Here is a 1,546-nt window from a genome sequence, read left to right as displayed (position 1 = left end):
TCCGGTTTGAACAACTTCCGGAGGGGGAAAGTGCTCGCGGTGAAACTCGAGCGGTACGGTTGCCACCCGACCGGGATTTTGAAACATAGGCAATCGGGCCGCACACCACGGTTTTCGGGAATGGGGTTCGTACGGTGTACGTCGTGATCATGGGTTGTGGGCGGGTCGGATCCTCGCTCGCCCGCGCCCTCGTCCGCATCGGCCACGAGGTCGCGGTGATCGACCAGAACTCGAGCGCCTTCCTGCGGCTGGGCCGGGATTTCCCGGGGCTGTGCATCACCGGCGTCGGCTTCGACCGAGACGTGTTGACCCGCGCGGGAATCGAACGCGCCGGCGCCTTCGCCGCGGTGTCCTCCGGCGACAACTCCAACATCATCTCCGCCCGGGTGGCACGCGAGACCTTCGGCGTCGAACGCGTCGTGGCCCGCATCTACGACGCCAAACGCGCCGCCGTCTACGAGCGCCTCGGCATCCCCACCATCGCCACCGTGCCGTGGACCACCGACCGCTTCCTGCGCACCCTGGTGTCGGATCAGTCCACCACCACCTGGCGCGACCCCACCGGCACCGTCGCGGTCACCGAACTCGCGCTGCACGAGGACTGGTACGGCCATCCCGTGCACGCGCTCGAGGACGCCATCGGCGCGCGGGTCGCCTTCGTCATCCGCTTCGGACAAGGCGTGCTGCCCAACGGGAAATCCATGCTGCAGGCCGACGATCAGGTTTATATCGCCGCCACCTCGGGCACAGTCGGTGAAGCCGTCGCCCTGGCCGCCAACCCCCCTGCGAACGAGGTCTGAACATGAAGGTAGCCATCGCGGGTGCCGGAGCCGTCGGACGCTCCATCGCCCAGGAACTGCTACGCGGCGGCCACCAGGTCATGCTGCTCGAACGCCGCCTCGACCACATCGACCCCACCATCGCGCCCACCGCGGTCTGGACCCACGCCGACGCCTGCGAACTCGAGACCCTCGAGGAGGCCGGGCTGGAAACCTACGACGTGGTCATCGCCGCCACCGGCGACGACAAGGTGAACCTGGTCTTCGCACTGCTGGCCAAGACCGAGTTCGGGGTGGGCCGGGTGGTGGCCCGGGTCAACGATCCCCGCAACGAGTGGCTGTTCGACTCGTCCTGGGGTGTGGACGTGGCCGTCTCCACGCCGCGCCTGCTGGCCTCGCTCGTCGAGGAGGCGGTCTCGGTCGGCGACCTGGTGCGGCTGATGACGCTGCGGCAGGGTCAGGCCAACCTGGTCGAGATCACGCTGCCCACCGATACGCCGTTGGCGGGCAGGGCCGTTCGCACCCTCACGCTGCCGCGTGACGCGGCGCTGGTGACCATCCTGCGCGGCGGGCGCGTCATCGTCCCGCAGGCCGACGACCCCCTCGAAGGCGAGGACGAACTGCTGTTCGTCGCCTCCGTCGAGGCCGAGGACGATCTACGCAAGGCACTGGGCGTCAACGGATTCGGGCCCAAGGCCGAGAACCCGGCCTGACCTGGACAGACGACTGTGGGCCGGACGCACTCCCCGGTGCCCGGCCCACATTCT

Annotated in this window: 2 protein-coding genes; both read left to right on the top strand. The window is 68.6% G+C overall.

Going from position 1 to position 1,546, the window contains the following annotated elements; translation table 11 throughout:
- The first annotated feature begins 134 nt into the window (after positions 1 to 134).
- Positions 135 to 800 carry a potassium channel family protein gene (locus tag ACWELQ_RS45455; protein ID WP_452403154.1) on the top strand — a complete coding sequence of 222 codons (666 nt, stop codon included), beginning with the start codon at positions 135 to 137 and terminating at the stop codon, positions 798 to 800.
- A gap of 2 nt (positions 801 to 802) precedes the next feature.
- Positions 803 to 1,492, top strand: a complete 690-nt coding sequence (locus tag ACWELQ_RS45450) for a potassium channel family protein (RefSeq protein ID WP_452403153.1) — start codon at positions 803 to 805, stop codon at positions 1,490 to 1,492.
- The last annotated feature ends 54 nt before the right edge of the window (positions 1,493 to 1,546 follow it).

This window comes from Nocardia sp. NPDC004722 (assembly GCF_053601505.1).
This window is presented reverse-complemented; position numbering and strand designations above follow the sequence as displayed.

Bases quoted from the DNA above. Each gene is read 5' to 3' on its own strand.
- ACWELQ_RS45450 (WP_452403153.1), top strand. From the start codon at position 803: ATGAAGGTAGCCATCGCGGGTGCCGGAGCCGTCGGACGCTCCATCGCC.